General features: G+C 56.3%; 20 protein-coding genes. 4 read left to right on the top strand and 16 right to left on the bottom strand.

Features of this window, described 5'->3' with window-relative positions:
- Positions 1-5: 5 nt before the first annotated feature.
- The 13 genes from hisD to OKX01_RS17355 form a co-directional block, all read right to left on the bottom strand.
- Positions 6-1,310 (bottom strand): histidinol dehydrogenase, encoded by a 1,305-nt coding sequence (gene hisD / locus OKX01_RS17415; protein ID WP_094197989.1) that lies wholly within the window; start codon positions 1,308-1,310, stop codon positions 6-8.
- Between the two features lie 129 nt (positions 1,311-1,439).
- Positions 1,440-2,114, bottom strand: coding sequence for an ATP phosphoribosyltransferase (gene hisG / locus OKX01_RS17410; RefSeq protein WP_094197988.1), 675 nt, complete (start codon positions 2,112-2,114; stop codon positions 1,440-1,442).
- Positions 2,114-3,373: a UDP-N-acetylglucosamine 1-carboxyvinyltransferase gene (murA, locus tag OKX01_RS17405; RefSeq protein WP_264672178.1), complete on the bottom strand. Its 1,260-nt coding sequence runs from the start codon at positions 3,371-3,373 to the stop codon at positions 2,114-2,116. Before murA ends, hisG begins: the two co-directional genes overlap by 1 nt.
- Positions 3,366-3,614, bottom strand: a complete 249-nt coding sequence (locus OKX01_RS17400) for a BolA family protein (RefSeq protein WP_009455487.1) — start codon at positions 3,612-3,614, stop codon at positions 3,366-3,368. The genes murA and OKX01_RS17400 overlap by 8 nt, the downstream gene beginning before the upstream one ends.
- 4 nt (positions 3,615-3,618) lie before the next feature.
- Complete coding sequence (locus OKX01_RS17395; RefSeq protein ID WP_094198456.1) at positions 3,619-4,377, bottom strand: ABC transporter permease; 759 nt, start codon at positions 4,375-4,377, stop codon at positions 3,619-3,621.
- Positions 4,378-4,472: 95 nt separating this feature from the next.
- Positions 4,473-5,264: an ABC transporter ATP-binding protein gene (locus OKX01_RS17390; protein WP_108728398.1), complete on the bottom strand. Its 792-nt coding sequence runs from the start codon at positions 5,262-5,264 to the stop codon at positions 4,473-4,475.
- A 185-nt stretch (positions 5,265-5,449) separates the two neighbouring features.
- Positions 5,450-6,121 (bottom strand): phospholipid-binding protein MlaC, encoded by a 672-nt coding sequence (locus OKX01_RS17385; RefSeq protein WP_094197985.1) that lies wholly within the window; start codon positions 6,119-6,121, stop codon positions 5,450-5,452.
- A gap of 39 nt (positions 6,122-6,160) precedes the next feature.
- Positions 6,161-6,940 carry a VacJ family lipoprotein gene (locus OKX01_RS17380; RefSeq protein ID WP_249460452.1) on the bottom strand — a complete coding sequence of 260 codons (780 nt, stop codon included), beginning with the start codon at positions 6,938-6,940 and terminating at the stop codon, positions 6,161-6,163.
- 38 nt (positions 6,941-6,978) lie between these two features.
- Positions 6,979-7,455, bottom strand: coding sequence for an outer membrane lipid asymmetry maintenance protein MlaD (mlaD, locus tag OKX01_RS17375; RefSeq protein WP_094197984.1), 477 nt, complete (start codon positions 7,453-7,455; stop codon positions 6,979-6,981).
- Between the two features lie 21 nt (positions 7,456-7,476).
- Positions 7,477-8,262 carry a lipid asymmetry maintenance ABC transporter permease subunit MlaE gene (gene mlaE, locus OKX01_RS17370; RefSeq protein WP_162496915.1) on the bottom strand — a complete coding sequence of 262 codons (786 nt, stop codon included), beginning with the start codon at positions 8,260-8,262 and terminating at the stop codon, positions 7,477-7,479.
- Positions 8,259-9,083 carry an ABC transporter ATP-binding protein gene (locus tag OKX01_RS17365; protein ID WP_094197983.1) on the bottom strand — a complete coding sequence of 275 codons (825 nt, stop codon included), beginning with the start codon at positions 9,081-9,083 and terminating at the stop codon, positions 8,259-8,261. Before OKX01_RS17365 ends, mlaE begins: the two co-directional genes overlap by 4 nt.
- Positions 9,084-9,271: 188 nt before the next feature.
- The gene (locus OKX01_RS17360) at positions 9,272-9,802 is read right to left on the bottom strand and encodes a chromate transporter (RefSeq protein ID WP_094197982.1); all 531 of its coding nucleotides are present in this window, start codon (positions 9,800-9,802) and stop codon (positions 9,272-9,274) included.
- Complete coding sequence (locus OKX01_RS17355) at positions 9,799-10,374, bottom strand: chromate transporter (protein ID WP_094197981.1); 576 nt, start codon at positions 10,372-10,374, stop codon at positions 9,799-9,801. The genes OKX01_RS17360 and OKX01_RS17355 overlap by 4 nt, the downstream gene beginning before the upstream one ends.
- Positions 10,375-11,097: 723 nt before the next feature.
- Here OKX01_RS17355 and OKX01_RS17350 point away from each other — a divergent pair.
- From OKX01_RS17350 to OKX01_RS17340, 3 genes are all read left to right on the top strand, one after another.
- Positions 11,098-13,452: a 3-hydroxyacyl-CoA dehydrogenase/enoyl-CoA hydratase family protein gene (locus OKX01_RS17350; RefSeq protein WP_230019467.1), complete on the top strand. Its 2,355-nt coding sequence runs from the start codon at positions 11,098-11,100 to the stop codon at positions 13,450-13,452.
- A 19-nt stretch (positions 13,453-13,471) separates the two neighbouring features.
- The gene (locus tag OKX01_RS17345; protein ID WP_264672177.1) at positions 13,472-14,665 is read left to right on the top strand and encodes an acetyl-CoA C-acyltransferase; all 1,194 of its coding nucleotides are present in this window, start codon (positions 13,472-13,474) and stop codon (positions 14,663-14,665) included.
- A 179-nt stretch (positions 14,666-14,844) separates the two neighbouring features.
- Positions 14,845-15,297, top strand: coding sequence for a hypothetical protein (locus tag OKX01_RS17340; protein ID WP_094197978.1), 453 nt, complete (start codon positions 14,845-14,847; stop codon positions 15,295-15,297).
- Positions 15,298-15,365: 68 nt separating this feature from the next.
- Here OKX01_RS17340 and OKX01_RS17335 read toward each other — a convergent pair whose 3' ends face one another.
- Both OKX01_RS17335 and OKX01_RS17330 read right to left on the bottom strand, forming a co-directional pair.
- Complete coding sequence (locus OKX01_RS17335) at positions 15,366-16,241, bottom strand: DMT family transporter (protein WP_264672176.1); 876 nt, start codon at positions 16,239-16,241, stop codon at positions 15,366-15,368.
- 122 nt (positions 16,242-16,363) lie between these two features.
- Positions 16,364-17,755 carry a PLP-dependent aminotransferase family protein gene (locus tag OKX01_RS17330; protein ID WP_264672175.1) on the bottom strand — a complete coding sequence of 464 codons (1,392 nt, stop codon included), beginning with the start codon at positions 17,753-17,755 and terminating at the stop codon, positions 16,364-16,366.
- Between the two features lie 126 nt (positions 17,756-17,881).
- On the opposite strand from OKX01_RS17330, the gene OKX01_RS17325 reads away from it, so the two are divergent.
- On the top strand, positions 17,882-18,745 hold the full coding sequence (locus tag OKX01_RS17325; RefSeq protein ID WP_094197975.1) for a DMT family transporter: 864 nt from the start codon (positions 17,882-17,884) through the stop codon (positions 18,743-18,745).
- Between the two features lie 216 nt (positions 18,746-18,961).
- On the opposite strand, the gene OKX01_RS17320 is transcribed toward OKX01_RS17325, so the two are convergent.
- A complete protein-coding gene (locus tag OKX01_RS17320) occupies positions 18,962-20,452 on the bottom strand; it encodes a nucleobase:cation symporter-2 family protein (RefSeq protein WP_094197974.1) in 1,491 nt (496 codons plus the stop codon).
- Positions 20,453-21,385: the final 933 nt, after the last annotated feature.

Here is a 21,385-nt window from a genome sequence, read left to right as displayed (position 1 = left end):
CGGTATCAGGATTGGTTCAATCGGAATTGCGCGCTGGCAGCGTGGGCGTACAGGCCCTCGCCTTGTGCCAGCGTAGCGGCTATGGGTCCCAGTGTCTGGGCGCCTGATTCTGAAACCTGAATAATGCTGCTGCGTTTCTGGAAATCGTAGACGCCCAACGGTGACGAGAAACGCGCAGTGCGTGCCGTCGGCAGGACATGGTTAGGCCCGGCACAGTAATCGCCCAGCGATTCGGAGCTGTAGGGGCCTAGGAAAATGGCGCCAGCATGGCGGATTTTGCCCAACAAGTCCTGGGCGTTCCGGGTAGAGACTTCCAGGTGTTCCGGCGCGATATGGTTGCTGATCTGACAGGCCTCGTCCAGATCGCGGACGTGGATCAGGGCTCCCCGGCCAGACAGGCTGCGACGGATGATGTCCTCGCGTGGCATGGTGGGTAACAAGCGTTCGATAGCGGCTTCAACCTGATCCAGAAAGTCGGCATCGGGGCACAGCAAGATGGCCTGGGCCAGCTCGTCGTGTTCGGCCTGGGAGAACAGGTCCATGGCCACCCAGTCGGCCGGAGCACTGCCGTCGCTGATGATCAGGATTTCGGAGGGGCCGGCAATCATGTCGATACCCACCACACCAAAGACGCGGCGTTTGGCAGCGGCTACATAGGCGTTGCCGGGGCCGACAATCTTGTCCACCGCAGGAATGGTATCCGTGCCGTAAGCCAAGGCGCCCACGGCTTGTGCGCCACCAATGGTGAACACGCGATCGACACCACCTATGGCGGCGGCGGCCAGCACGATAGGGTTGCGCACGCCATCGGGTGTAGGCGTGACCATGATCAGTTCAGGAACACCCGCCACTTTGGCGGGAATGGCGTTCATCAGAACCGAGGAGGGGTAAGCGGCCTTGCCACCGGGAACATACAGTCCCACACGGTCCAAGGGGGTGACTTGCTGGCCCAGCACGGTGCCGTCGGCTTCTGTGTAGGTCCAGGTTTGGGCACGTTGATGTTCGTGATAACGGCGCACGCGCTCGGCGGCCTGCTCCAGTGCCTTGCGCTGATCGGCGGGCAGGCTGTCCAGGGCTGCAAACAGCTCTTCTTTAGAAATTTCCAGTGCCGAAGCCTGTTCAACGGCCAGTCGGTCAAAGCGCTGGGTGTAATCCAACAAGGCCGTGTCTCCCTCATGCTGGATACGATGCAGAATCTCGGCACAAGCGTGCTCGATAGATGCGTCTTCAGACGCTTCGTAAGCCAGTAGCGTGCGCAGTTCGGCATCGAACTGGGCGGATTGAGAGTTCAGGCGATGGATCAGTGACATGTCGCTATAGGAAAAAGCTAAGGATCAAGGGCCAGTGTATAACATTTCGCTTGCGCAAAAGGCGGTCTGCGTCTTTTGCGCAAGCAGGATTGTCCGGCTGTTTGTCCCCTGCAAGAAGCAGGGGAGATTTTACTCGTCCACCGAGGCGCGAGAGAAAGCGTCGATCAGGGGTTGTAGCTGGGTACCACGGTTTTTCATGGCAGCTTGATTGACGATCAAACGCGAGGAGATGGGGGTGATGTCTTCCACTTCCACTAGCTTGTTGGCACGCAGGGTGCCGCCGCTGGAGACCAGATCCACAATGGCGTCAGCCAGACCGACCAGCGGGGCCAGCTCCATGGAGCCATATAGCTTGATCAGGTCCACGTACACGCCTTTGCTGGCGAAGTGTTCGCGAGCCGCGCGCGTGTATTTGGTTGCGATACGCAAGCGCGAACCTTGTTTGACAGCCGAATGGTAGTCAAAGCCCTCCGCCACGGCTACGCACAGACGGCAACGGGCAATGTTCAGATCCACGGGCTGGTATAGACCGCCGGGGTGCTGTTCCATGTGCTCGTACAACACGTCCTTGCCGGCAATCCCGATATGGGCGGCACCGTACTGCACGTAGGTCGGCACGTCCGTGGCACGCACAATAATCAGACGCAGGTCCGGATTGTTGGTGGGCAGGATCAGTTTGCGCGACGTTTCCGGGCTTTCCAGCACTTTGATGCCCGCCTCTTCCAGCAAAGGCAGGGTTTCGTCAAAAATCCGGCCTTTGGACAAGGCCAGCGTCAGAGGTTGATTTAAACCGGCGGGACTCATTAGATTTCCTTGCTGCTGATTCGCTCGATGTTGGCGCCTACGGCTTGAAGCTTGGCTTCCATACGGTCGTAGCCACGGTCCAGATGGTAGATGCGTTCGACGGTGGTGTCACCCCGAGCAGCCAGACCCGCAATGACCAAACTGGCCGACGCACGCAGGTCGGTTGCCATGACGGTAGCGCCCGTCAGGTAGGGGGCGCCGGTAACCACGGCCATATGGCCTTCGATATCAATCTGTGCACCCAGACGGTTCAATTCCTGCACGTGCATGTAGCGATTTTCAAAGATGGTTTCCACAACCGAGGCGGTGCCGTCGGCAATGGTGTTCAAGGCCATCAGTTGAGCCTGCATGTCGGTAGGGAAACCGGGATATTCGCTGGTGCGAAAGCTAACGGCCTTGGGGCGAGCATTCATGCTGGCCTTGATCCAGTCTGGGCCGGTTTCAATGTGCAGACCGGCTTCGCGCAGCTTGTCCAGCGTGGCGCCCATGGCGTCGGCATCGGTATTGCGCAGGGTGAGTTCACCGCCCGTAGCGGCAACGGCGCACAGGAAAGTACCGGCTTCGATACGGTCGGGGCAGATGGTGTGCTTGGCACCGTGCAGACGCTCGACACCGTCAATGACGATGCGGTCGGTGCCGTGGCCCTGGATCTTGGCGCCCATCTTGATCAGCAACTCGGCCAGATCAATAATTTCCGGTTCGCGGGCCGCGTTCTCCAGAATGGTTTGGCCTTCTGCCAGGACAGCGGCCATCATCAGGTTTTCGGTGCCGGTGACTGTCACCATGTCCGTGCGCACCACTGCACCACGCAAGCGTTTGGCGCGGGCATTCACAAAGCCATGCTCGACATGGATTTCTGCACCCATGGCAGCCAGACCCTTGATGTGCTGATCTACCGGGCGTTGGCCAATGGCGCAACCACCGGGCAGGCTGACGCGGGCCTGGCCAAAGCGGGCCAGCAGGGGGCCCAGCACCAGAATCGAGGCGCGCATGGTTTTCACCAGTTCGTAGGGCGCTTCCAGATTGGTGATGTTGCCTGCATTGAGCTCCAGCGTGCCATTTCGCTCCTGGGTGACACCCAACTGGCCCAAGAGCTTCAGGGTGGTGTCGATATCGCGCAGACGCGGGACATTGTCCAGGTACACCGTATCGGCAGTCAGCAAACTGGCGCACAGAATAGGCAGAGCAGCGTTTTTGGCGCCAGAGACGGTGATCTCGCCATTGAGGCGTTGTCCACCTGTGATGCGTAATTTATCCATTCGGATTGGCCTTGTATTCGTCGGGGGTCAGCGTGCGCATGGACAGGGCGTGGATTTCAGCTTTCATCCGGTCACCCAGGGCCTTGTAGACCAGTTGGTGACGCGCAATCAGGCGTTTGCCTTCAAAGGCGGTGCTGACGATCAGGGCCTCAAAGTGCGAACCATCGCCTTGCACTTGCAAGTGTTCACAGGGCAGGTTGTCGGCAATGTATTGGTGAACTTGTTCGGGAGTCGGCAACATGAGATCAATTCCGTAATTTATAGCCTGAGGCAAGCAGGCGTAGCGAAATCAGACACAGCGCAACAAAGACGCTGGCGACAACGGTCAGGCTGAACCAGGGAGAAATATCCGAGGCGGCAAAAAAACCGTAGCGGAATCCGTCAATGGTATAGAGCAACGGATTCCAGTGTGAAACAGTCTGCCAAAACGGCGGCAGGCTATGAATTGAATAGAACACACCTGACAAAAAGGTGGCGGGCATGATCAGAAAGTTCTGGAACGCGGCCAACTGGTCGAATTTTTCAGACCACAGGCCGGCGATCAAGCCTAAGGTGCCCATGATGCCGCAAGACAGGACGGCAAAGACCAATACCCACAAAGGCTTGGCCAGGGGCAAGGAGACAAAGAACAGGGACACCAACCAGACACAGAGGCCCACACAGATGCCACGGGCGATGGACGCCAGCAGATAAGCAGCGAAAATTTCGCGGTGCGACAGTGGCGGCAACAGGATAAAGACCAGATTGCCTGTGATGCGGCTTTGAATCAATGATGACGAGGGGTTGGCAAAGGCGTTTTGCAACATGCTCATCATCATCAGGCCCGGAATCAGGAAGGCGGTATAGGGCACGGAGTCGTACACCGTGACGCGACCTTCCAGTACGTGGGCGAAAATCAGCAAATACATCAGCGCTGTCAGCACCGGAGCGGCAATGGTCTGAAAGCCCACTTTCCAGAAACGCATCAGCTCTTTGCGCAGCAGTGTCGGGAAGCCCGAGCCCATCTTGGGCTGAGGGGGCAGGCTCAGGGTGCCGATCTTGCTTGTGGGTGCGTCCGTGTTTTGTGGCACACCCCAGTGTTTGGGAGAGGGGTTCTGGTTCACAGTGCGACTCCCATTTTTCCTTCGTTGTGCATGATGCGCACAAATGCATCCTCCAGATCGTGGCCACCCGCGCGTTCCATAATGGCTTGTGTGGTATCCAGGGCGACAATCTTGCCACTCTTGAGCATGGCCAGTCGGCCACAGAGGGCCTGGGCTTCTTCCAGATAGTGGGTGGTCAGCAAGATGGTGTGGCCTTGTTGATTCAGACGAATGATGAATTCCCACAGCGTGCGGCGCAGGTCCACGTCCACACCGGCAGTGGGTTCATCCAGAATAATGACAGGGGGGCGATGGACCAGTGCCTGGGCAACCAGCACGCGGCGCTTCATGCCACCGGACAAGGCACGCATATTGGTGTCGGCCTTGTCGCTCAAGGCCAGATTGGCCAGGATCTCGTCGATCCAGTCATCATTGTGTTTCAGGCCAAAATAGCCCGATTGCAGACGCAAGGTTTCACGAACAGTGAAAAAGGGATCATAAACAATTTCCTGTGGCACCACGCCCAGCGATTGGCGGGCTTTTTGGTACTGGGTGCGCACATCGTAACCACAGACACTGACCTGGCCGCTGGTGGGACGGGTCAGGCCTGCCAACATGGAAATCAGGGTTGTTTTGCCGGCGCCGTTGGGGCCGAGCAAGCCAAAAAACTCACCATGTTCGATAGTCAGGCTGACCTGATCGACGGCCAGAAAACCGGCATCGGAGCGGGGAGGGGAAAACAGGCTTTTGAGTCCCCGGCTTTGGGGGGCGAAGCGTTTGCTGACGTTATCGAGTTTGAAGGCGGACATGGCAATTTGGTTGGCCTGACGCGAGTGTGGCGGTACAAGTCGTCGCGGTAGCGTCTTTGTTAACTAAACAGGCCTACGCATGGGCGTAGACCTGTTTGGGGGTGATCAGGCTCTTTATTATAGAGTACGACTCTGGTCTGCTTAAGAAAGCTCGACCAAAGCGCCCGAGCTTGCCACGGCCTGTCTTAGCTGTTTTGCTTGTTCAGCGCCTGAATCAGGCCATCAATGCCACTTTGTTCAATTTGCTGGGCAAACTGGTTGCGGTAGTTTTGGATCAGCCAGATACCTTCCACGTTCAAGTCGTAGATTCTCCAGCCTTCAGGTGTTTTCTCCAGGCGGTAATCTACGCCAACCGGGCCACCGTTGGACTGGGTCAGCGAGGAGCGCACAACCACGTCGTCCGCATTGGCATCACCACGGAAAGGCAGAATGGTCAGCTGGGTCTTGTCATCCACACGGGACAAGGCGCCGCTGTAGGTGCGAACCAAGGTGCCCTTGAAAGCCTCGACCAGTCTTTGGCGTTGATCTGCGCTGGCTTGGCGCCAGTAGCGGCCAGCGGACAGGCGAGTGGTCTTTTCCAGATTGACGTACGGCATGATGTTTTCGTTCACAGCGGCCGTGATGGCAGCACGATCACCCTTGCGGATGGCCTCGCTTGCCTTGACAACTTGCAATGCCTGATTGCCAACCGTTTCAACAAACTTGTTGGGCTCGCCTTTAGGGTCGGCGGCTTGGGCGTGCGCGGCGACAGCATACAAACACAGGGCCAGCGCGGCACAGGTGGTCAGAACCCAGGAAATCAGGCGAGAGGGAGAGGACTGCAAAGCAGTCCCGCCCAAGGCGGGACGGGAAATCATAAAAAAACTCCGGAATAATGTTCTGCGGGCAGGGCGTTTTTATTCGTCTGCGTCCGAGTAGTCAGGCAGATCCTGGCTGGTGTCGCCACCGGTGCGGCGGTCTTGAACCATCGCATGGCGTCGTTGCAGGTAAGCGTCGCGTATGAAGCTGTAGCGGTCAAGGGCGATGTCGTTAACAAGTTTTTCTGTATCCAGCACGCCGGCGCGGGCATCCAGCGCCCACAGACCCATGATGCTGTTGCGTACCGGTACATCCTTGATCGCCATGATCGGACCCGTGGAGGAAAAGCCTTCCAGGAAGCTGGTGCCACGTGCCAAACCGTCACGAACCGTGCTTGGGCCAAAGAAGGGCAGAACCACGTAAGGTCCAGGCTTGATGCCCCATACACCCAGCGTTACGCCAAAGTCGTTGGGGATGCGCTCAGAGCCGTTCATGGTGGCAACGTCGATACAACCACCCAGGCCCATGGTGGAGTTGAACAGGACACGGCCCAGGGTGTTGAAGAAGTCAACATGCTCGCCTTGCAGGAAGCTGTTGACGGCCGACCAGGCATCGCCCAGGTTGTTGAAAATGTTACTAATGCAGGTGCGTGCAGGCTGCGGTGTCAGGGCGGTATAGCCTTCTGCAATGGGTTTGATCAGCGCGCCGTCCACGGTTTCGTTAAAAGCGTAGATGCCACGGTTCATGCTCTCCCATGGGTCCTGGGGGTTGGGGTTGGGCACATTGGCGCAACCGGCCACAAGGGCAGCACTGGCACCGACCAGGCTCAAACGGACTCCACGAGGCAGGGAGTAAGAGCGGCGAGTTGTTGTATTCATGGTTGTGTCGTCTGTAATGAGCATGAGTCAGCGGTTTACTACTCCGATTTGGAGCCGCCGTCATTGGAGGCCGTGTTGTAAAGGAACTTGCTGATCAGTTCCTCCAGCACAACCGCGCTTTGGGTATAGGTAATGGTGCTACCGCTTTGCAAATTCTTGTCGTCGCCGCCGGCAGTCAGACCTATGTATTGTTCACCCAACAGGCCCGAGGTCAGAATGGAGGCCGACGTGTCTACGGGGAATTTGTAGTGTTCGTCCATATCCAGTGTGACCACGGCTTTGAAGTCCTGATTGTCAAAACCAATGGAGCTGACTCGACCAACGACCACACCGCTGGCCTTGATGGGCGCACGTGGTTTCAGGCCACCTAGATTATCGAACTTGGCAGAGACCTGGTAGGTTTTGGCAAAGGAAAAAGAACTGAGGTTACCCGCCCGCAGAGCCAGGAATGCCAGTGCGACCAGCCCCAGCAAAACAAACAGGCCAACCCAGAAATCGGTTTTCTCGCGATTCATAGCTGAGCAATTCCTAAATAGTTAACTGAACATAAGGGCGGTGAGCAGGAAGTCCGTGCCCAATACCGCCAAAGCGCCGCTGACAACGGTGCGTGTGGTCGCGCGAGAAACGCCTTCGGGCGTGGCCTTGGCATGCCAGCCCATATACAGCGCAATCAAGGTCACGATCAGGCCAAATACCAGGCTCTTGATCACACCGTTGAGTACGTCATCAATCACATCGACGCCATTTTGCATCTGTGACCAAAAGGCGCCGGCATCAATGCCGATCATTTGTACGCCGACGATATAGCCGCCCAAAATACCGACCATGGAAAAGACGGCGGCCAGAATAGGCATGGCAATAATGCCACCCCAAAAACGCGGCACCAGCAGGCGTCGCAAGGGGTCGACTGCCATGACTTCCATGGCAGCAATCTGTTCACCGGCTTTCATCAAACCGATCTCGGCCGTGAGCGACGTACCGGCCCGACCAGCGAACAGCAAAGCGGTCACAACGGGGCCCAGTTCTCGTACCAAAGACAGGGCGACCAGCAGACCCAGCGCCTCTTCGGAACCATAACGATTCAGTGTGTAATAGCCTTGCAAGCCCAGCACAAAACCGACGAACAGGCCGGAAACGGCAATGATCAGCAGCGAATAGTTGCCGATAAAGTGAATTTGCTGGGAAACCAGACGGGGGCGGCGCCACAGCAGCGATGAACGTGCTAGCAAGGCAGCAAAAAGGCGGCTGAATGCGCCCAGCCCGTAAATGCTGTTGCGTATCGCAGTGCCTAGCGCGCTAATCGGGGCGGTAATGAAGTTCATGAGCGCGTCGTCCGATTTTGGAGCCAGGCTTCAAAAGCCGGGGTGACGGGATAGTTAAAGGCGATGGGGCCATCGGGTTCGCCACGCAGGAACTGTTGCACGTAGGGATCTTTGGAGGCGCGCAGCTCGGTGGGCGTGCCTTGGGTTAGCAAACGTCCCTGGCCAACCATATAGACTTGATCAGCAATGGCAAAAGATTCGGCCACATCGTGCGTAATCAGTACCGAAGCGCAGTTCAGGCGGTCCGTCAGGTCTCGAATCAGTTGTGCGGTAATGCCCATAGAAATAGGATCCAGGCCGGCAAAGGGTTCGTCGTACAGAATCAGCTCGGGCTCCAGCACAATGGCGCGAGCCAAGGCAACCCGGCGGGCCATACCGCCAGAGATTTCATTGATGCCCAAATGGGCGGCGGCACGCAGGCCAACGGCGTCCAGCTTGTCCAGCACACGATCTTCAATGGCGGGTTCAGAATCGTTTGTTAGCTCCCGCAAAGGGAAAGCCACGTTTTCAAATACGTTCAGGTCGGTAAACAGGGCACCCTGCTGAAACAGTACACCCATGCGTTGACGCGTCTGGCGCAGGGCCTCGCCGTCCAGCTTGGCCAGGTCCTGGCCAAAAACCGTGACCGTGCCTTTTTGGGCGCGAATTTGCCCAGTAGCAGCACGCAGAAGTGTTGTTTTTCCGGAACCCGATCCCCCCATCATGGCAACGACCTGGCCTTTCTGGACGGTCATGGACACGTCCGCCAGTACGGTAAAAGCACCATAACCCAGCGAGGCAGAATCCAGATTTAGTACGGCTTGGTCAGTATTTACAGCCATGTCGCGGGCAAAAGGGAGGTAAAAGGACCTGCCATTGTACTGCTTGCAGCTCTGGCGGCTCAATGTCTTGCGCTTTCTGAACACAGGATCGTGACGCTTTTATGACCCATTTTGTGGCGCCTGATACAGCCACTTACTTAAAGTCGGGTCTAGCGATGAAGTCCTCATGTTTACGGGGCGAATTTATCTTAGGTGGCAGGTTGCATCAAGGCAAAGAGCAATCCGCCACCTGCCAGTAACCATAAAGGGTTGATGCGACTTAGCAGCAGAATGGCCGTACAGGCCAGAGCTGTGCCCCAGGCCCACAATCCGCCTTGAGCCGCTTTTAGGATTGTGCCGCTGGCGGCCAGGATCATGCCTGCGGCAATGGGTAGTAGCCCGATTTCAATAGCGCGGATGATGCGCGTGCCTTCATGGCGTTTCCAGATAGTCGCCAAGTAGTAGATCAGTAAGGCCGATGGTAGAAAAATGGCTACGGATGCGGCCAGGGCACCGGCCCAGCCTGCTGCCTTCCAACCCACCAGAGTCACAAGCAAGGATTTCGGGCCGGGTGTCAGGCGCGACAGGGCGAACAGGTCCAGAAACTCCTGATTGTTGAGCCAGCCATGGATTTCTACCGATTGCCGGTGAATTTCCGGGATGATGCTCTGCCCGCCGCCTATAGTCAGAAAAGACAGAGGCGCGAACACGCGCATGAGCTGGAACAGGACCGTGATCATGATTGTGCTGCCGATGAATCCCCAAGCTGCAGCCAGGCGTACCAGACGGAGAGCGGCGCACAGATCAGAATAACGGGGATCAGGCTCCATTCCATGACGAAAATGCCGAGAAAAACCGCCAACATGATCGCAATTGGCACAATTCCGGTAGCTGCGCTGCGCGCCGAGCGTACGCCCATTTCAAGCGACAGACCGATGGCGGCTGCGGCAATCCCGGCCATGGCCTGAGGCACCAGGGTAGAGCCTGTCAGTTGTTCTAGACCAATCAGCATGAAAATGGCCAGGAGCAGCGGGGGAAGCACCATGCCCAGCGTGGCAAGCAAAGCTCCAGGTCCGGCCAGCAGACGGTAACCAATCCAGATAGAGAGATTCACCACATTGATGCCGGGTAGTGCCTGGGATAGGGCCAGACCGCTCAGAAAGTCTGCCTGGCTCATCAGGCGTCGCTGGACGACAAACTCGCGCATTAGCCAGCCACTCAAGCCCCCGCCAAAGCTGGTCAGGCCAATGCGGGCAAAGATCAGAAACAGAGCGCTTAAGGATAAAGGGGGAGCTTCTTGAGACCGGGTCATAGGGCAATGAAGGCGGATAGGGCTCGTCAAAAGTGGAAGTTTGAGCATTCTGGCATACAAATTAAGCCGTTTTTGCCCTCTTGTGGGCTGGGGTAGGGGGCTGATCCTCCTTGCCAAAGGTGCTGCGGTGCCTTTATCAGTAAGAGCATGGCTGCTGGGCAGGGATGGCTCTAAGCTCTTGCCATCCCCAAGTGTTCCTTATTTGTTTGAAATGTTTAAAGAAAAAAATTAATTAAAGTAAATCAAAAAATTAAATAAAAATGAATTGAAATAAATAAGAAAAAAATTAAATAAACAACTTGAAACCATGTGTGGTGCCAGCTTGATAGGGTATGAAGCAATTGCTGATAATGGAGGGGGAAATAGGCTTTTTATAGGTTCAATCTATTGAAATAAAAGACATTGAAACAACCGTTTGAATTTTATGCAAAGAAATCTAAGTGAATAGACAGGCCGGCCAGGATCAGAACATGGACCGTTTTATGAAGACGGATTTGATCTATGCTCATCTTTGATTGAAAATAAAAAAGACTTTATGGTCTTAAAGCCGGTTGTGCGTGTACGATTATTCGATTGCCTCGCATCGTAGAGCGTCCTTTTGGGGCCTTATGCTGCGTGGGGTTTTAGTTTCCTGGAGACAAACCTATGACATCTAGTTCAGCCAGTGCAGTGACGGGCAGTGCCCGTACCTTGCGTCGGGTCGCCGTGTGCGGTGCCGGCGTCATGGGCGCGCAAATTGCCGCTCATTGCGTCAATGCAGGCATACCAGTAGTTCTGTTTGATCTGCCCGCCCGCGAGGGTCCAAAAAATGGCATTGCCATTCGTGCCATTGCCAATCTGCGCAAAATGAATCCCGCTCCTTTAGGTACGCCAGACTTGGCTGACCTGATCGAACCCGCCAACTACGAAGACAATCTGGATCGTCTGGCCGATTGCGATCTGGTGATCGAAGCCATTGCCGAGCGTCTGGACTGGAAGCAGGATTTGTATCGCAAGATCGGGCCAGCACTGAACCCTAATGCCATTATTGCCAGCAACACGTCCGGTTTGTCCATCACGTCCTTGGCGGATGTTCTGCCTGAAGCGCTGCGCCCACGTTTTTGCGGCGTGCACTTTTTCAACCCACCGCGCTACATGAGCCTGGTGGAGCTGATCCCCACGAAATACACCCAGCCTGAGCTGCTGGATGTTTTGGAAACTTTCCTGGTATCGCAGTTGGGCAAGGGCGTGGTTCGCGCCAAAGATACCCCCAACTTTATCGGTAACCGTATTGGTGTTTTTGGCATTCTGTCCGTGTTCGAGCAGGCTCGCCGTTTCTCCCTGACCTACGAGCAGGTTGATGAATTGACGGGCACACGCCTGGGCCGCGCCAAATCGGGTACTTACCGTACCGCCGACGTGGTTGGTCTGGATACGCTGGCACACGTGATCCGCACCATGCAGGATCAACTGCCCGATGACAGCTTCAAAGCACACTTTGGCCTGCCGCCAGAAGTGCAGGGCCTGATTGATGCGGGCGCCTTGGGTCAAAAGACCGGCGCCGGTTTCTTCCGCAAGAAGGGCCGCGAGATTCAGCGTTTCGATGTCCAGCAGCGTGATTACGTGGCCGCTGACCAGAAAATTGATCCCGATGTGGCCGCCATTTTGGCCGTACGTGACCCGGCTGAGCGCCTGCGTCAGCTGCGCGAGTCCGACAAACCTCAGGCTCAATTTGTGTGGGCGGTGCTACGTGATACCTTCCACTACAGCGCCATTCATCTGCAAGACATTGCCGACAACGCACGTCAGCTGGATCTGGCCTTGAAATGGGGCTTTGGCCACAAGCAAGGCCCGTTCGAGATCTGGCAGGCTGCCGGATGGCGTCAGGTGACGGAGTGGATCAACCAGGACATTCAAGAGGGCAAGACGCTGAGCAGCCAGGCGCTGCCAGACTGGGCGACTCGTGGTCCTGTGTGGGAAGCGCAAGGTGTACACACCGCCGCTGGCTCCTGGAATCCTTCGCAAAGCCGTTTTGAAGGCCGTAGCCATCTGCCTGTTTACCAGCGTCACATTGGCACACCTTTGCTGGTTGGCGAGGTCGAATCTCTGGAAACCACCACCGTTTTTGAAGATGAGTCGGTGCGTTGCTGGACACTGCCCGCGCCGCACCCACAAGATGTGCTGATCGTGTCCTTCAAGACCAAGATGCACACGCTAAGCCCCGGTGTGGTCAATGGCATGTTCAAGGCCATTGAATTGGCCGAAGCTTCGTATCAGGCGCTGGTGGTGGCCCAGGAGGGTGATCCATTCTCCGCAGGCGCGGACCTGAAAGCCATTTTGCCTGTGTTCGAGAAAGAAGGTGTGGCCGGCGTTGAGCCTGTGGAACGTGCCATGCAGGACATGGTTTTGCGTATCCGTTACGCCCAAGTGCCGGTGGTGGCTGCTGTGGCCGGTCTGGCACTGGGTGGCGGTTGCGAACTGGCTGTGCATTGCGCGCACCGCGTCGCTCACTTCGAGTCCTACATTGGTCTGGTTGAAGTGGGTGTGGGTCTGGTTCCAGGCGCAGGTGGTCTGGCTTACTCGGCTCGTCGCTCTGCTGAACTGCAAGCCATGGGTGCACCCGATGCCCCGCTGCTGGCCTATCTGAAGCGTTTTGCTCTGGCTATAGCCAGCGCCCAGGTGTCGCGCTCCGCTCTGGACGCCCGTCAGCTTGGTTTCCTGAAAGAGTCTGACACCATCGTCATGAACCGCCAGGAACTGGTTTACGTGGCCGTACGTCAGGCACAGGCTCTGGCCAGCGCTGGTTGGCGTGCGCCATTGCCACGTCGCTTCCCGGTTGCCGGTCGCGATGGCATCGCCACGCTGAAAGCACAGTTGGTGAACATGAAAGAAGGTGGTTTCATCTCGGAATATGACTTCCATATTGCCGAGAAAGTCGTAACCGTGATCTGCGGGGGCGATGTGGATCCCGGCTCGCTGGTGGATGAAGCCTGGATGATGGCGCAAGAGCGGCAGGCTTTCCTGGAGCTGCTCAATTCCCCCAAGACCCAGGAACGTATCACTGGGATGTTGAGCACTGGCAAGCCAGTGCGTAACTAGAGCGGATCAAGGAGTAGACATGACTGTACAACAAGCTTATATCGTCGCTGCCAAGCGGACGCCCATCGGAAAAGCGCCTCGTGGTGTGTTTTCGTCCTACCGCCCTGACGAGTTGCTGGCTGAGGCCATTCGCGGCATGCTGGCCGATGTTCCCAAACTGGACCCTGCGGCCATTGAAGAGGTGATAGCCGGTTGCGCTCTGCCTGAAGGCCCGCAAGGCTTTAACGTTGCGCGTATTTCTGCCCTGCTGGCAGGCCTGCCGCACACCGTGGCCGGGATGACCGTCAACCGATTCTGCGCTTCGGGTTTGAGTGCCATTGCGATTGCTGCCGACCGTATCCGTACGGGCCAGGCGGACATCCTCGTGGCGTCGGGTGTGGAGTCCATGAGCCAGGTGCCGGTGATGGGTGTAAACACCTCGTTCAGCCCCGAGATTTTTACCTCGGATGAGAACTACGGTATTGCCTACGGCATGGGTCTGACTGCCGAAGAAGTGGCGCGTCAGTGGAAAGTGTCCCGTGAGGATCAGGACGCATTTGCCTTGGCGTCGCACCAGAAAGCCGTCAAGGCGTGGGAGTCCGGCGAGTTCACGGGCGAAGTTCTGCCTGTGACGGTCACACGCCGTCAGCCGAACCTGAGCACTCAGGAAATCTCCGTCAAGACCCAAGTGGTTGATCGTGACGAAGGTCCACGTCCTGATACCAGCCTGGAAGTGCTGGGCAAACTGCGTCCCGTGTTTGCTGCGCGTGGTTCGGTCACGGCTGGCAACAGCTCGCAGACCTCAGATGGGGCAGGTGCCTTGCTGGTCGTTTCCGAGCGTGCGTTGCGTGAGCACAACCTGACGCCGCTGGCCCGTTTCGTGACCTTCTCGGTCCGTGGTGTGCCGCCGCAGATTATGGGTATCGGCCCTAAAGAAGCTGTGCCTCATGCGCTGGCCTTGGCTGGCCTGAAGCAAGACCAGATGGACTGGATCGAGCTGAACGAAGCCTTTGCTGCTCAATCTCTGGCGGTGATCCGTGATCTGGGCCTGGACCCCGAGCGCGTTAATCCGCTGGGCGGTGCTATTGCCATGGGCCACCCTCTGGGTGCAACGGGTGCCATGCGTGCCGCGACCGTGGTTCATGCCTTGCAGCGTCGTCAGTTGAAATACGGCATGCTCACCATGTGTATTGGTACTGGCATGGGAGCCGCCGGGATTTTCGAGCGAACATAATTTCCGATCTGCTGCTGTTTCTATCGTTGCTGGACAAAGCCGCCTTCGGGCGGCTTTTTATTGGGCTGTCCCCTGTGTGAGTGTCTAATGGATTGATACTATTAAGATTGTTTTCTTAAAACCCGCTGTGTGATCGATATACTGATTCAGGACATACGCATCCCTACGGAGGTTCGACATTGAAAACGCACACTGATCCCGTTAAATATGACGCCGTAGACTGGCATGTTGGGGGAGATTATCCCGCCGATCTGGGTCCGCAAGGCGGCCGTACACACATAGGTATGTATTTGGCCTGGTTGGTGGAAAAAGACCTGTTGGCGAGTGCTTTCGTAGATCGCTACCCTAATGAGGTTCGCCAGTGCCGTGATCACATGCTCAAAGGCTCGCAACTGCTGCAAGAGTGTTGCGATGATGTGCTGGTCAGCGAGTACTTGTCCGAGCTGGGTAAGGCTTTCAGTGATTTTTATTACGACGAGCTGTTTCTGGACGATTACGTGGATACGCTGGACGACGCGGCCTTGCCATCGATTTATCACGTGCCCGACGATTGGAACAGCTATGAAACCTTGCGCCTGGTGCTGGAGCAACGTTACCAGCATTGGCGGCAGGAGCAGGGGCTGGACGGCTAGTCTTGCTTATCTGTTTCCATCATTGCGGCCCACATGTAGAGCTGGGTGCGCAAGGCGGCGTAGCTGACCTACGCTGCCTTGCGTTTGCCGATCAGTCCTGTGGCCAGCAAGGTGCCAAATAGTACGGTGCTCATGCCGATCAGCATCTGCGCGGTCAGCGCTTCGTCCAAGAGCAAGGCACCCCACAGCACCCCAAACGGCGGCACCAGAAAGGTCACCGTAATGGTTTTAGAGGGGCCGACATTGGACAGCAGGCGGTAAAAAATCAGGTAGGCGACCGCTGTACACAGCAAGGATAAGGACAGCGCAGCGCCCCAGGCATGCAGACCCGGAAACTGTGCGGGCCACCAGTAAATAGCCGCTGGCAACAGCACCAATGTTGCGCTGACCATGCTGCCTGCGGCGACGGCCTGTGGCTGTACACCACGCAGGTAGCGGGCGGTAAAGTTGGCGGCAATACCGTAGAACACGGTAGCCAGCAAAGAAGCCAGTACGGCCCAGCCCTCGGCGCCTTTATTGAAGCTAAGTTTGTCGTACACCAGAATCAGAATGCCCAGAAAACCCAGACAAAGCCCCAAAATGCGGCTGGGTGTCAGGCGCTCTTTCAGCCAGACTCGGGCGACAAGCGCACCAAACAAGGGAGCCATGGCGTTCAAGACGGCCAGCAGCCCCGATTCCAGCCGCAAGGCGGCAAAGGCATATAAGGAAAAGGGTACGGCGGCATTCAGAATACCCAGTGCAAAGATGGGTTTCCAGTTCGCCAGAAAGGAGGGTAAACGTCCGGTGACGGTGATGTAGCTCATTAAGGCCAAGGCGCTGAAACCGACACGCACGGCGGTCAGCGGGAAGGGACCAAAGTCGGGGGCAGCTTGCAGCGTAAATAAAAACGAGCCGCCCCAGATGGCGGCCAGCAGGAATAAATCGCGTAAGTCTTTTGGGGACATGGGAATGGGGGCAGTGGTGGCGGTCCACATGGGCCGCATAACAGGGCAGATTGTAATCCCCTGGCCGCGACCGGGACACTGATATGGGTGTGGCGGCAGGAGGCCTGAAACCTCTGGGCGCTTTAGACAGACAGCTCTTTGTCCAGTGCGCGTTTCAGTACGCTAAAGACGCGTTTGTCCGTGCATTGTGCGGCGTTGAAACGCAGGAACTGCTTGGCATCAGGAGCTTGGCTAAACACAGGGCCTGGGGCCAGTACCACTCCCTGCGGCAGGCACGCACGGGCCAGACTCAAGGCGTCATGTCCAGCGGGCAGCCGTGACCATAGAAACATGCCTTCGCGGGGGTGCAGCCAGGGTGTCAGGCCGAGCTGCTCCAACTGGGTCAGGCTGTGATCCATTGCTTTGGAGAGCCGGTATCGAACGCGCTCCAGATGCTTGCGATAGCCGCTGTCGCTAAGTGCGCTATTCAAAATCTGAGCGGATAGGCGGTTGCTGCTAAAGCTGGTTGCGGTACGCAAATCCACCAAGCTTTCGATCCAGGCAGTCTGGGCCGCAATGTATCCGCAACGCAGCGAGGCCGATAGTGTTTTGGAGAAACTGCCTATTTGCACCACGCGGGACAGGCCATCCAGTGCAGCTAGCCGGGTTGCGGGGCGGGTTTCCAGATCTCCGAAAATATCGTCTTCAATAATATAGAGGTCAGCACGTTGCGCCATGGCCAGTACGCTATGTGCCGTCATGGCCGACAGGCGTGCGCCAGTTGGGTTGTGTATGCCAGAGTTGGTGATGTAGAGGCGGGGTTTGTGCTCTTGCAATGCCGCCTCAAAAGCCGCCAGATCGGGGCCTTGATGCGTGTAGGGCACACCGACGACCTTGGCTCGGTGCGCTCGCAATAAGGCGTGGAAATTGAAGTAGCACGGGTCATCGACCAAGACGGTATCGTCAGGCTCCAGGAAAAAGCGACAGAGCAGATCAATGGCCTGTGTGCCCGAGTCGGTCAGCATGATTTGATGAGGCGCCGCATCAATTTCGGACAGCACCAGACGGCGGGCCAGTCGTTGTCGCAACGCCTCCAGACCGAGTGGCGAACCGTAGTCCGTTAAGTCTGAGCTGTGGCTACGCGCTGCCTTGCGCAGGCCCCGACGCACTCCCTGGTCGTACATCCAGTCTGAGGGTAACCAGCCACAGCCCGGCATTAATACATCTGCATTTGCTTCCAAGGATTGGCGCGAGATCCATAACGGGTCAATATCCCGCTCCAAAGCCGGATCCAGGGCGGCCAAGTTCAGCGGGGCCAACGGAGCCGTCACGTAAAAGCCGGACCCTGCACGAGCTTGGATCAGGCCTTCAGCCGCCAACCTGTCATAGGCTTCCACAATGGTGGACACGGAAACCCCCGCTGCCTGGGCTTGGGCACGTATCGAAGGCAGGCGGGTGCCGGGCGGATATGTCCGTGCCGCGATGTGTTCACGCACGGATTGCATGATGTGGTCTATACGGGTAACGGCAGACATGGGGCGGGCTTGGGCACGGTGTATGGGTCTAGTGGGCAGTACAGTTTTTTAAAACTGTACTGGACTGTGCCTAGGTATGCTGGCATAGCTGTGTTGTACTGACAAGCATCTTTGTCGGAGCGAATGATGGATAGCAAGGCAGTCAGCTGGCTAAACGGCTTTATGGGCGTCGCAATCTTTGCCGGTTCTTTACCGGCGACGCGTGTTGCTGTGCTGGGTATGGATCCTTTTTTCCTGACCGGAGCGCGAGCGGTGGTCGCCGCCTTGCTGGCGGCTGCCTGGTTAGTGATTGGGCGCGTGGCACGGCCACAACGATCGGACCTCTTACCCCTGGCCGTGGTTGGTTTTGGTGTTGTGCTGGGATTTCCCTTGCTGACGGCGCTGGCCCTGCAGTACATCACTTCGGCGCATTCCATTGTGTACGTCGCCTTGTTGCCTTTGTGCACAGCGCTCTTTGGGGTGGTCTTGGCTGGTGAACGGCATAAACCCGTGTTCTGGGTGTGCTCTGTTTTAGGCTGCTTGCTTGTGATGGCCTATGCCGCGCGAGAAGGTCTGGATGCGGCCTGGCAAGGGGATCTGTATATGCTGGCCGCCGTGGTGGTGTGTGGCCTGGGTTATGCCGAAGGCGGACGCCTGTCACGTCGTCTGGGCGGCTGGCAAGTGATTTGCTGGGCCTTGGTGCTTTCCTTGCCTTTCATGTTCGTCATGATGCTGTGGTTCTGGCCCCAGAGCTTCAGTCATGTGAACACTGCCGCCTGGTTAGGTTTCGGCTATGTATCAGTATTCAGCATGTTCCTGGGTTTTGTGTTCTGGTATCGAGGGTTGGCACACGGCGGGATCGCTGCGGTGGGGCAATTACAGTTGCTGCAACCTTTTATGGGCTTGGGACTGGCTGCCGCTTTATTGGGCGAGTCCGTCAATGCCAGCATGATCTGGGTCACTTTAGGCGCTGCCTTGTGTGTGGCTGGTGCACGGCGTTTTGCTTCGTGATGTCAGAAAAGGGGAGCAGCCACGCGCTGCGCCTTTGGTTTGATGCCCAGCAAGGAGGCGATCTTTCTCTTTGGACAGCCCAGCGACAAGTAACTTGTACGCCGTTTTCAGTTGGCAGTTCCTGAAAGGGGCGTTTTCGCTTGGTGTATCGGACGATAAAAAACCGGCCTGTCATGGATTCGACAGGCCGGTTTCACGACAAGCTTGGCAAGCGTTTCAGGCTTCAGCGTGCTTGGCGGCTTCTACCGCTGCATGCGTATCTTCTTTAGCACCATTAAAGAACAAGTTCAGCAGAACGGCAGCAATCGAGGTCAGCAAGATGCCCGACTCGATCAGCGGGTGAATGGCGTGAGGCATCCACTGCATGTAGTTGGGGGCCACCAGAGGAATCATGCCCACGCCAATGGAGATGGCCACAATCATGGAGTTATTGCGGTTGGTCTTGTAGTCCACGCCGGACAGAATGCGGATACCAGTGGCCGTCACCATACCGAACATCACAATCCCGGCGCCGCCCAGAACCACGGTAGGCAGGGACTCAACCAGGGCCGCCATCTTGGGCAGCAGGCCCAGAATAATCAGAATCACGCCACCGGCCACGCAGACAAAGCGGCTGCGTACGCCAGTAACGGCAACCAGACCCACGTTTTGCGAGAAGCTGGAGTAGGGGAAGGTATTGAAAATACCGCCCAGCAAGGTGCCCAGACCGTCGGTACGTAGGCCGCGTGCCAGATCTTTCTGATCTACTTTCTTGCCTGTCATATCGCTCAACGCCAGGAACATGCCGGTCGATTCGATCAGCACCACAATCATGACCAGCGTCATGGTGGCAATGTGAAGGAGGTTGAATCGAGGCATCCCGAAGTGGAATGGCAAGACCAGATCCACCCAGGCAGCGTTGGCCACTTTTTCGTAAGTCATGATGCCCATGGCCGACGCCACAACCGCGCCAATGACAATACCCAGCAATACGGCCACGTTAGCCAGAAAGCCTTTTGCAAATTTAGCGATCAGCAGAATCGAGGTCAGCACGATGGCGGCAATGCCCAGACCGGTCAGGTTGGCATAGCGCGGGTTGGGTACCGTTGCTTTCAAGGCCAGACCTTCTGGGGGTGGGGGCAAGGCAGAGCCGGGCATGGCCGCAGCCGATTGTGCGTGTTGAATCCAGGCCAGGTGGTCGGGGTTAATGACCGTGGGGGCGGTAGGGCCGACAGGGTTACCGAAAATCCAGTTGATCCCCACGCGCATCAGCGTAATGCCGATCATGGCAATAATGGTGCCGGTCACCACAGGCGGGAAAAAGCGCAGCATGCGGCTAACGGCAGGGGCGATGATCATGGTGATGATCCCCGCCCCAATCACGGTGCCAAAAAGCAATTGGGCCCCTTCCTGACCTGGGTTGGCCTGTGCCATGGACACCATGGGGCCCACAGCGGCAAAGGTTACGCCCATCATGACGGGCAGTTTGATGCCAAAGTACTGCGTGAAGCCCATCGATTGAATGATGGACACGATGCCGCAGACAAACAGGTCAGCGGCAATCAAGATAGATACTTCTTCAGACGTCAGGTTCAATGCCCGGCCCACAATTAGTGGAACCGCGACAGCACCGGCGTACATTACCAAAACGTGCTGCAAGCCCAGCGCCGCCAGTCGGCCGTTTGGTAATCGTTCGTCGACGGGTGCGGTGGTCGCGTTCGTACCCATGAAATGTCTCCAGAGTGGATTAATTATTAGATCAAGCCACTTCAATGTAACGGCGTGCGACAGCCAGGCCATAAGGCAATTCGTATAGAGCCTAGGTGTGCCTAGCTATAGATGAGGGATAACCCCCAAAAAAACTGCCCTGATTCGGGTGTTTTTGATGCGGCTAAGGGAAAACACTGCTTTGGTAGTACTGGGGGCGTAGGCCAGAAGGGGGGCATCGTATACCGGCACCAGTAACGGTTTTGCGCTGGTCGTGCGTCTGTCTTGTTTGTATCAAAAATGAGATTTTAGATGCGATTACCTGGTCTTTTTTCTCTTGTTGTAACGCACTTGATTGTCAATTATGACTGACCTGTAAGTGGCCTGATAGTCTTGAAGAAGCTTGTTTAAAGGCATTCGCGCAGCAGTGGATTGTTACAGTGCGCCTGTGTCTCATTTCAATTCTTTATGGATTAGAACAACTGCGTAATGGTAACATTCCGAGCTGCTAATCTTTTTGCAGTGCAGCAGGTTAGCACCAGTAGGAAAAGTTTTTTAGTGAGAAAAAGACTTTGCTTAATATCACGTTAATAGTTTCATTTTTCTCAAGGTGGCAGCGAAATGAAAGCAGCGTTGATGTTTTGCCTAGTGGCTTGATTGGACTTCCTTGGTGAATATGACCAAGGTTTTGTCATTTTTCAAACACACATTTTTTGTTGTAAACAATAAATAGAACAATATTAATAGTGGGTATTTAATTTTGATCTTTTATTTTTGCGTCATTGCTTAAATAAAAATCGAAAATAAATATTATCTGATTGCATTGAGTTTGTGTAATTTACATGTAATTGGGGTTTGTAAGTCATAGTAACTAGGTGTAATTTTCGCCATTGTTTACTGGTGTGCTGTCTGCGACACGGCTATGTCAGGAGTCGTTGTCCGAAATAGCGTTTT

It is taken from the genome of Alcaligenes sp. SMD-FA (genome assembly GCF_025960365.1).
GTDB classification, from domain to species: domain Bacteria; phylum Pseudomonadota; class Gammaproteobacteria; order Burkholderiales; family Burkholderiaceae_B; genus Alcaligenes; species Alcaligenes aquatilis.
Note: the sequence above shows the minus strand (reverse complement) of the source record. Positions and strands in the feature narration are given on the sequence as shown.

Excerpts from the sequence above, each read along its gene's own strand:
- OKX01_RS17355 (WP_094197981.1), bottom strand. The coding sequence starts at position 10,374 with ATGACCCGGTCTCAAGAAGCTCCCCCTTTATCCTTAAGCGCTCTGTTT.
- OKX01_RS17400 (WP_009455487.1), bottom strand. The coding sequence starts at position 3,614 with ATGTTGCCGACTCCCGAACAAGTTCACCAATACATTGCCGACAACCTG.
- OKX01_RS17385 (WP_094197985.1), bottom strand. The coding sequence starts at position 6,121 with ATGATTTCCCGTCCCGCCTTGGGCGGGACTGCTTTGCAGTCCTCTCCC.
- OKX01_RS17360 (WP_094197982.1), bottom strand. The coding sequence starts at position 9,802 with ATGATCACGGTCCTGTTCCAGCTCATGCGCGTGTTCGCGCCTCTGTCT.
- OKX01_RS17345 (WP_264672177.1), top strand. The coding sequence starts at position 13,472 with ATGACTGTACAACAAGCTTATATCGTCGCTGCCAAGCGGACGCCCATC.
- OKX01_RS17320 (WP_094197974.1), bottom strand. The coding sequence starts at position 20,452 with ATGGGTACGAACGCGACCACCGCACCCGTCGACGAACGATTACCAAAC.
- hisD (WP_094197989.1), bottom strand. The coding sequence starts at position 1,310 with ATGTCACTGATCCATCGCCTGAACTCTCAATCCGCCCAGTTCGATGCC.
- OKX01_RS17330 (WP_264672175.1), bottom strand. The coding sequence starts at position 17,755 with ATGTCTGCCGTTACCCGTATAGACCACATCATGCAATCCGTGCGTGAA.
- OKX01_RS17325 (WP_094197975.1), top strand. The coding sequence starts at position 17,882 with ATGGATAGCAAGGCAGTCAGCTGGCTAAACGGCTTTATGGGCGTCGCA.
- murA (WP_264672178.1), bottom strand. The coding sequence starts at position 3,373 with ATGGATAAATTACGCATCACAGGTGGACAACGCCTCAATGGCGAGATC.
- OKX01_RS17380 (WP_249460452.1), bottom strand. The coding sequence starts at position 6,940 with ATGAATACAACAACTCGCCGCTCTTACTCCCTGCCTCGTGGAGTCCGT.
- OKX01_RS17365 (WP_094197983.1), bottom strand. The coding sequence starts at position 9,083 with ATGGCTGTAAATACTGACCAAGCCGTACTAAATCTGGATTCTGCCTCG.
- OKX01_RS17350 (WP_230019467.1), top strand. The coding sequence starts at position 11,098 with ATGGGCGCGCAAATTGCCGCTCATTGCGTCAATGCAGGCATACCAGTA.
- OKX01_RS17395 (WP_094198456.1), bottom strand. The coding sequence starts at position 4,377 with ATGGGCTCGGGCTTCCCGACACTGCTGCGCAAAGAGCTGATGCGTTTC.
- mlaE (WP_162496915.1), bottom strand. The coding sequence starts at position 8,262 with ATGAACTTCATTACCGCCCCGATTAGCGCGCTAGGCACTGCGATACGC.
- hisG (WP_094197988.1), bottom strand. The coding sequence starts at position 2,114 with ATGAGTCCCGCCGGTTTAAATCAACCTCTGACGCTGGCCTTGTCCAAA.
- OKX01_RS17335 (WP_264672176.1), bottom strand. The coding sequence starts at position 16,241 with ATGTCCCCAAAAGACTTACGCGATTTATTCCTGCTGGCCGCCATCTGG.
- OKX01_RS17390 (WP_108728398.1), bottom strand. The coding sequence starts at position 5,264 with ATGTCCGCCTTCAAACTCGATAACGTCAGCAAACGCTTCGCCCCCCAA.
- mlaD (WP_094197984.1), bottom strand. The coding sequence starts at position 7,455 with ATGAATCGCGAGAAAACCGATTTCTGGGTTGGCCTGTTTGTTTTGCTG.